Source organism: Microcystis aeruginosa LEGE 91341 (assembly GCF_015206885.1).
Classification (GTDB): domain Bacteria; phylum Cyanobacteriota; class Cyanobacteriia; order Cyanobacteriales; family Microcystaceae; genus Microcystis; species Microcystis aeruginosa_H.
The window spans coordinates 1-7,814 of record NZ_JADEXY010000173.1 but is presented as its reverse complement, the minus strand read 5'-3'; the positions used below and the strand labels follow the sequence as shown (position 1 = coordinate 7,814).

Here is a 7,814-nt window from a genome sequence, read left to right as displayed (position 1 = left end):
GGGTGTGGGGTGTGGGGGGAGAATAAATAAAAGCAATTTCCTGACTCCTGTCTCCTGTCTCCTGTCTCCTGTCTCCTGTCTCCTCAATTTAGAAGAAAACATCAATTTCCGATCGCCCGGTAATTTTCAGCCAGTTTTGGGCTTCAATGTAGTTATTGGGGGCCAATCGGATGGCTTGTTTCCAGTATTCTGCCGCTTTGTCGTAGAGTGCTTCTGCTTCGGCCTGTTGTCCGTCTTCTCTGGCTTTTTCCCCTTGAAAATGGTAAATAACGGCGATATTATTCAAAGCGGAGGGCATTCTGGGATTAAGTTGGATAGCTTCTTCGTAGTATTCTAAGGCCTTTTCATGCTCGCCATTACTAGCGTGGATAATGCCGATATTGTAGAGAATATAACTGCGATCATTAGGATCTTCTTCTAATGTTAAAGCTTCATAGTAATTATCGAGGGCTTCGGCGTATTCGCCGTCAGCTTGGGCAGACATCCCATCGCGGTAATAAACAAAGGCTTCCTTGGCTTTTTTATTGGCGGGCAGTATCTTTAAGATAATATCTGCCATGACGGTAAAAGATTTATCAATAAAGTTATCGTTACGTTGAGTGCGTGGCATAGTTAGGTCGAGTAGGCGATCGAGATGACTATCTACCTTTATAGCACTCGCGGGCAATACTAGGGCTGTTTTTCTAGTTTTTGCTGCCAGGATGACGCGGCTTCAATCGAGATTTTGAGTAAGTAGGCTGGACTTTGGGAACGAAACCCAAGAAATACCCTGTTATGAGATTATCGTGTCATCCAACCTACTATCTAAAGATTAAATTCTTTTTCTCAAACCAACACCCGCTAAGCCTAAGCCCAACAGAGCAAGGGAGGCAGAAGGTTCGGGGATTGATTTAAATGCAATCTCATTGAAGCCCATACGTTGGCCACCATAGTTGCTGGTCATATTCAATCTAACATGAGTGACCCCCTTGACTAGGTTAAAATCGACCGTTTCTGGACCACTAGGATTAGCCGTTCCTCTTGTGAAGGAGCCAGTCCAAGCACCAGCGACACCGTTGAAGGCGATCGGAGTTAAAGCACTGAAAGTCGTTCCATTATTGGTGGAGTATTCAAAGTTCGCGCCTCGAACTCCATTAGCTGTGTCTTGAACAACACCAGTCATATTCCAGAAACTAAGTCCGAGCAGATCATTGGGAACAGTACCGAGCTTAAAAGTAAGGCTGAGAGGACTAGCTAGCGGGAAGGTGGTGTTATTCGACCGCCAAGCATTAGTACTAGCCGAGAGAGCGTGAGTTTTCCCCAGACTTGGTTTGTTGTTGGGCATCCCACTCCCATTGATGACATTGTTTAGGATCCAGGTCGAGTTCACGGTGACATTGCTGCTCGTAGCCGAGATCTCGACACCGGTAATCAGTCTGCCAGCTTGGGCGTTTTGTGCCACGCCTAGCATTAGTCCGAAAGTGGCAGTGGATAACACAAGTGATTTAGTAGTTAGTTTCATCATGAAATCTACTCAAGAAGGTAAATTTAAGTAAAGCCGAGCGGATATGGAATATCCTCGCACATCTTATTCGCTTTTTTTCCTCACGTCTGTTACTTTTGATACAGTTTTAAAAATTTTTTATGGTAGAGAGGTAGGGCAGACGCGGAGACACTGTCCCGTGGTGTTGCCAACTTCGGTGTTAGGGTTTATAGCGGTGTGCAGTCGTATGAGGTACAGTGTCACGAGCTATAAACCATGGTAGGCAAAGCTTGGTTTGTATCCCACTCAAGCGCTTACCGCTATATGTCTTCACCGTCGTGGGTGGGTCAGTAGGTAGTCATATTATAATACAAAGCCGTCCTCAAGGGACGGGGTTTCACACCTAAAAATTTCGATGAGATTCTGGCATCGTGGTTTTGCCATTGTCCCCATCGGAGAATAAATCATCGCTAAATAGATCATCAAGGGGAAATTCTTCGTCAGAAGGTAGGGATTTTAGATCGCTCATTTCTTCATCATCCCACATACTAAAGAAATCTAGTTCCTCTTGGTTGCTGAGAAAAGAAGCAACATTTTTGTCATTAGATTCAACTTTGGGGGTTTCTTCAGCAAAAGGCTCGAATATTTCGGGGCTATTGCTGTCAGTAATATCGGCAAATAAGTCATCTAGAGAATTTGGAGCAGCGGCGAATTTTTCTGAGTCAGTGGCTAATAAATCAGGGAAATCCGTGTCACTGTCAAGGGTTTCTTGACTGTAGCTCTGATCGTAATTACCCGATAATTCTTCTAGGCTACCGATCATTCTAGTTTCTTCTTCTTCGCCAAACCTATCCATCTCAGGAGTGAATTCTGCTGCCAAATCTAGATTTTCTTCGGTGATAAAACCATCAAGAGGATTGATTTCACTGGCGAATTCTGGTTCATAAACTGTGGGTTCTAGCAGCGTTTCGGGAGCAAATTCCGTTTCCAATACTAGGGTTTCTTCGGTGATAAAACCATCAAAAGGATTGATTTCTTCCCCAAGTTGGATTGTTTGGGTGGCGTTTTGTAGTTCTAACAGTTGGCTTTGATAACCCTGTTCCAGTTGTTGAATTTGCGACTGATAGCCATTTTCTAATTCTAGAATCTGCGCCTGTTGACTTTGACGCAGAGCTTCCATTTCTGCTTGTTTCCCGTCGATAATCTCGCGAATTTGACTTTGATAGCTTTGGCGCAATTCCTCGATTTTAGTCTCGTATTCCTGTTCAAGTTCCTGAATTTGGGTTTTATAGGCAACTTCCACGGCTTGAACTGGATTTGCGCCAGCTGCCTCTTGTAAAAGTCTTTGGCTGTCTTCTAACTCTTTTTGCAATTTAGCCACTTCTTCTCTATAGGTGGCTTCGATATTGCCAATCCGTTCTTGGGAGAGTTCGAGTCGTTTTAACTGTCCTTTGGTATCTTCTAACTCCGCTTCTGTTTCACCTAAATCCGCCCGAATTTTCTCCTGTTTTTGCAGTGCTTCCCTGATTTTTCCCTCTTGGAGAGCATATAAAGCTCCACCCCCGATCGCACCTCCACCGACAAAACCGATTAAAATATCGACGATACTCATTGTGGGATTCCTCCTATGGGAAAATTTACTTGTAATCTGCCGCTCTCTATGCCGATTGCTTTTGATTGTGGCAGCAATTATCAAAAAAAGAAAGAAAATATTAAGTTTTTTCTGGGCAAATATGGTGAGGTACAAAGTCTCTGGTTTTAGGGAGTCGGTTGTCGGCTAAATCCTGTCACACCGCATCGGTGTTTGGCAAGACATTTCACTGAGGCTGCATTTCCCGATAAGCTTGATAAACGCCGCGCACGTTGTACCAATTGAGAAAAATGCGGGCAATTTCTAGGGCTAATTGCGGTTTACCTCGATCGATTAACCATTGTAACAGCGGGGAGAGGCTGCGTTCATTCAGGGTTCCGCCTAGGGAAAGTAAACCCCACAAAAGTCGGTGAATCCAAGTCATTTGAATCATCATCCGCACTTCCCAGGTGGGATGTTTTTGATAGAAAAGCACTCCCATTCTTCCCCGTTGAATTTCCTTGTCGATGAGATTGGGAATTTGAGCGAGATTAAAGGGGGGATGCCAATGATAACCGACGGCTTCCGGACACTTAATTAATTTTAGCCCCAATTGCTTCAATCTCACCCCTAATTCCAAGTCTTCCCAACCGTAGAGTTGAAACTGGGTGTCGAATAATCCCGCTGCTAATAACCATTTTTTAGCGATCGCCACATTGCCAGTGGCAAAATAGGCGGCGGAGAAATCGGTAATTTTATAGGGTTCACTGGTGGGATGCTCGAAGTTACAGGTATTAATGACATTGCCGTAGGTAAATAAGCGATCGCTGCCAAGACTTGCTGCCCCGGCGGTTAAAGCGTCGGCGTGGGCTTGCAAAAAATTTTCTGTCACTACCAGATCGCTATCGATAAAAATAATCGTATCACCACTTGCTTTTTCTACCCCCAGATTCCTAGCGATCGCTGGTCCGCCGTGATCCTGTTGCCACAGTTGCAGATGGGGTAAATTGGCTTTTTGAGTTTCTAGCCAAGCGATCGTCCCATCGGTAGAGCCATCATCGACAAGGACTATTTCGTAGTTTTCCACCTTATTATCGGTTAAACGCTGATTTTCTAGGGCGAGTAAACATTTTTTTAAGATTGCTTGGCGATTGTAGGTAGGGATGACAACACTGATCAGCACGCGCATTCGGGGGTCAAGATTACCGTTTCAGCTTACCAAATGATTAGACCTCTGGCAAAAATCAAAAATCTTCCTGCGGGAGGCAGGATTCAGGAGAAAGGATTCAGGAGGCGGCTTTTTTCTCCCCACACCCCAATTCATAATTCATAATTTATAATTTATAATTCCCACACCCCACACCCCACTTCCCCACACTGTAAGGAACTCCGGGAGGGGGATTAAGGTCAACTGGGAACATTGATTTTAAAAAATCGGTGATCATGTTATCCTCTGAATGTGTTGTGTGAGGAAAGGAATCGGCCATGGTAGCGTCTCTATCGTATCAAAATGGGCAAAAAGCTCGATCGCATCCCCTGTTATCCTTAGGGGGTTTGATCGAATTACCGTCATCACCCCTGTTCGGCACGGACGGAATTCGCGGCCAAGTGGGAGAATTATTAACTGCCCCCCTAGCACTACAAATCGGATTTTGGGCGGGACAGGTATTAAAAAATCAAGCTGGTGTCACCAAACCAGTAATTATCGGTCAAGATTCGCGTAATTCCAGTGATATGTTAGCTAATGCTATCACTGCGGGTTTAACTTGGGCGGGAATAGAAGTCTGGCAACTGGGATTATGTCCTACCCCCTGCGTCGCCTATTTAACCAGAGAAAGCGAAGCGATGGGGGGGATCATGATTTCTGCCAGTCATAATCCTCCTGAAGATAACGGCATTAAATTTTTTGACGGCAGCGGTTTAAAATTATCTGGCAGTTTAGCGGCACAGATAGAAGCGGGTTTAAGAGGCAATTTAGAATTAGCAGATAAACCGGAAAATTGGGGAAAAGCGACTTTTTGTCCCGAATTAATCCAAAAATATTATCAAGCTGTCATTGATTCCGTCGGGACGGATATTAACCTATCGGGATTAAAAATAGTTTTGGATCTAGCTTGGGGGGCAGCTGTTAACCTAGCACCTTTAGTATTCCAAACCTTGGGGGCGGAAGTTATCTGCCTACACGATCAAGCCGATGGCGATCGCATTAATGTTAATTGTGGTTCTACCCATTTGGAAAGCTTACAGGCGGCGGTGATCAATCAGCAAGCGGATTTAGGGTTTGCCTTCGATGGCGATGCCGATCGAGTCTTGGCCGTGGATAGTCAGGGTAGAGTAGTAGATGGCGATTATATCCTCTATTTTTGGGGTCGTTCCCTCCTGGAAGCAGGACAGCTACCCGATGGGTTATTAGTGGCAACGGTGATGGCTAATTTAGGTTTTGAACGCGCTTGGCAAAAACTGGGGGGGCAATTCTTGCGGACTGCCGTGGGCGATCAGCACGTTCAGGCGCAAATGTGGGAAACTGGAGCCATGCTAGGGGGTGAACAATCCGGCCATATTCTCTGCCATCATTACGGAGTTTCTGGGGATGGAATGCAAACCGCCCTACATTTAGCGGCTTTAGTGCAGAAATCGGCGGTTTCCTTGGCTAATTTAGTCGATCATAGCTTTGTCACCTATCCGCAGATTTTACGCAATGTGCGGGTGGAAGATAGAGAAGTGCGACGTAATTGGCAGCAATGTGAACCTTTGCGGCGGGAAATCCGCCAAGCTGAGATAGCCATGGCGGGAAAAGGCCGAATTTTGGTGCGCGCTTCCGGGACAGAACCGTTAATTCGGGTGATGGTGGAAGCAGAAACCCTAGAATTAGCCAGTTTTTGGACAGAAAGGCTAGTGGAAGCGGTGCAAAGCTATCTTTTGTAGTCGATCGAGGGGAACAGGGATTATAATGCCCTTAGCCTAGCCTAGCAAGGGATAATTATGACTGGACTAAGTATCGATCGCAAGAAAAAAAAGAATAAACAAGGGGAAACAAAAGCCGATAGTCGCCCGCCTAACATCAAAGAGAAACTTGCCCTCAAAAAAGAAGAAAGGCAAAGTAAACAAAAGTTAACGGGGTTGATTGTTTTTGCTATTTGTGCAGCAATTTTGATCGGATTACCCCTCAGCTTATTATTTGATCCCAAGATAGGAGCTACAGTAAGTTTCGCCTTGATTTTAGGAGTTTTCTCCTTTAGCTATCCTCGCACAGCCCTTTGGGCATTTATTATCTATGTCCCCTTTAGTGGTACTGTCATCTATTGGTTGGGAGGTAGTCAAATCCTCCAGATCAGTAAAGATATCTTTTATCTACCTGCTTTAATCGCCTTAGTTTTAGAATGTCGAAAAAAGCGATTACCGATTATTGTCCCGAAACAATTAGGTACAACCCTATTATTAATCTTTGTTTTCTGTGTAGTCTGTCTATTAGCTGTCAATTTACAGAGACAATTTTTGCCTACTTGTGAATCTGTAGAAGGAATAAGAGTTTTCAGAAACGGCTTTTTGGTTGAGGTTCCCTGTCGGGTAAGTGAGCCTTTTCTGCAAGGACTATTAGGGTTTAAAGTTTTGCTAGGTTATGTTCCCTTGATCTTCTGCACTTATTACTTGATCAAAGACAAACCCACCCTGTTATTTTTTGGTCGTCTTTTGGTGACTTTAGTGATTATTTGTTGTGTCCTAGGACTAATGCAATACTGGATGCTGAAAACCGGTCGTTGTGTAGGAACTAGAGGCTACGTGGCTGACTCACTATTCAAAGCCACCTTAGAGGCAAGGTGTTTGGTCGGTGGGGGATTAGTCTATAGTCCGGAAGTAAATATGATCCGCCTACCGGGTACTTTTGTTTCCCCCTGGCACTGGGCTTGGTTTTTGGTCTCTAGTGCCGTGATTTGTTATGCCAGTGCCTTTAGTGAAATTTCCCAAAAATGGCGACTAGCAGCCCTAGTGGGTTTAACCCTAGTTTTTATTAATGCAGTGATATCTGGGCAAAGATTAGCTTTCTTTGCCGTACCAATGATTGTTGGTCTGATGACGATTCTTACGGGACAAATCGCTAACTTAAAACGATTTTTGCCGATCATTTTTGCCGCCGCTTTACTCCTAGCTATCGGTTTTTCCTTCCTTAACCCCGATTTTGTCCAACAACGCTACGATAGTGCCATCAGCCGTTGGCAAAGCAGTCCCCCCACTGCTTTCCTTCAAGAACAGTTGGATTTTGCTATCCGTAATCAGGGCGGTATTTTAGGTCGTGGACTTGGTGTGGCCACAGCTTCTGCTAGGGTTTTTGGTGATATTTCTTTCGTGGAAACCTATCACAGTAAAGTTTTATTCGAGTTGGGATACATTGGTTTTGCCTTGTACATGATATTCATGACCTATCTAGTTTATCTGGCCTTTCGCAGCTATCGTTCCCTCAAAGACCCGACTCTGCGAGGTTTTGCCGGTAGTTATTGGGTTTTGCTGCTCTTTGTTGCCTATCTTCCCTATTGGTATGCCCTCGATACGGATCCTGTGGGCGTTTATTACTGGATATTCGCTGGCGTAATTTTTAAATTACCCATTATTGAAAAACAGGAAAAAGAGGCTAAAATTCTGGCGGGAGAAACCGAAACAAAATCCTCCAAAAAGGGCTTAAATTTTAAACGCAAGGGTATTTCTTTAGCTTGAAATGTGGGTGCTGGGTGTTAGTGGTTGGGTTTTGGGGTTTTAGGGTTTTATTGGAAATTCCCCCATTTCCCC

6 protein-coding genes are annotated in these 7,814 nt (G+C 44.6%); 2 read left to right on the top strand and 4 right to left on the bottom strand.

Going from position 1 to position 7,814, the window contains the following annotated elements; genetic code table 11:
- Positions 1-88: 88 nt before the first annotated feature.
- The 4 genes from IQ234_RS18915 to IQ234_RS18900 form a co-directional block, all read right to left on the bottom strand.
- Positions 89-610, bottom strand: coding sequence for a photosystem I assembly protein Ycf3 (locus IQ234_RS18915; RefSeq protein ID WP_002770118.1), 522 nt, complete (start codon positions 608-610; stop codon positions 89-91).
- Positions 611-811: 201 nt separating this feature from the next.
- A complete protein-coding gene (locus tag IQ234_RS18910; protein ID WP_228008623.1) occupies positions 812-1,504 on the bottom strand; it encodes a PEP-CTERM sorting domain-containing protein in 693 nt (230 codons plus the stop codon).
- 361 nt (positions 1,505-1,865) lie between these two features.
- Positions 1,866-3,074, bottom strand: a complete 1,209-nt coding sequence (locus tag IQ234_RS18905; RefSeq protein WP_193958212.1) for a hypothetical protein — start codon at positions 3,072-3,074, stop codon at positions 1,866-1,868.
- A 205-nt stretch (positions 3,075-3,279) separates the two neighbouring features.
- The gene (locus IQ234_RS18900) at positions 3,280-4,221 is read right to left on the bottom strand and encodes a glycosyltransferase family 2 protein (protein WP_193958211.1); all 942 of its coding nucleotides are present in this window, start codon (positions 4,219-4,221) and stop codon (positions 3,280-3,282) included.
- 296 nt (positions 4,222-4,517) lie between these two features.
- On the opposite strand from IQ234_RS18900, the gene glmM reads away from it, so the two are divergent.
- Entirely contained in the window at positions 4,518-5,957 is a 1,440-nt protein-coding gene (glmM, locus tag IQ234_RS18895) for a phosphoglucosamine mutase (protein WP_193958210.1), read from the top strand.
- A 57-nt stretch (positions 5,958-6,014) separates the two neighbouring features.
- Positions 6,015-7,742, top strand: coding sequence for a hormogonium polysaccharide biosynthesis protein HpsL (gene hpsL / locus IQ234_RS18890; protein WP_193958209.1), 1,728 nt, complete (start codon positions 6,015-6,017; stop codon positions 7,740-7,742).
- Positions 7,743-7,814: the final 72 nt, after the last annotated feature.

Bases quoted from the DNA above. Each gene is read 5' to 3' on its own strand.
- IQ234_RS18905 (WP_193958212.1), bottom strand. From the start codon at position 3,074: ATGAGTATCGTCGATATTTTAATCGGTTTTGTCGGTGGAGGTGCGATC.
- IQ234_RS18915 (WP_002770118.1), bottom strand. From the start codon at position 610: ATGCCACGCACTCAACGTAACGATAACTTTATTGATAAATCTTTTACC.
- glmM (WP_193958210.1), top strand. From the start codon at position 4,518: ATGGTAGCGTCTCTATCGTATCAAAATGGGCAAAAAGCTCGATCGCAT.
- IQ234_RS18910 (WP_228008623.1), bottom strand. From the start codon at position 1,504: ATGATGAAACTAACTACTAAATCACTTGTGTTATCCACTGCCACTTTC.
- IQ234_RS18900 (WP_193958211.1), bottom strand. From the start codon at position 4,221: ATGCGCGTGCTGATCAGTGTTGTCATCCCTACCTACAATCGCCAAGCA.
- hpsL (WP_193958209.1), top strand. From the start codon at position 6,015: ATGACTGGACTAAGTATCGATCGCAAGAAAAAAAAGAATAAACAAGGG.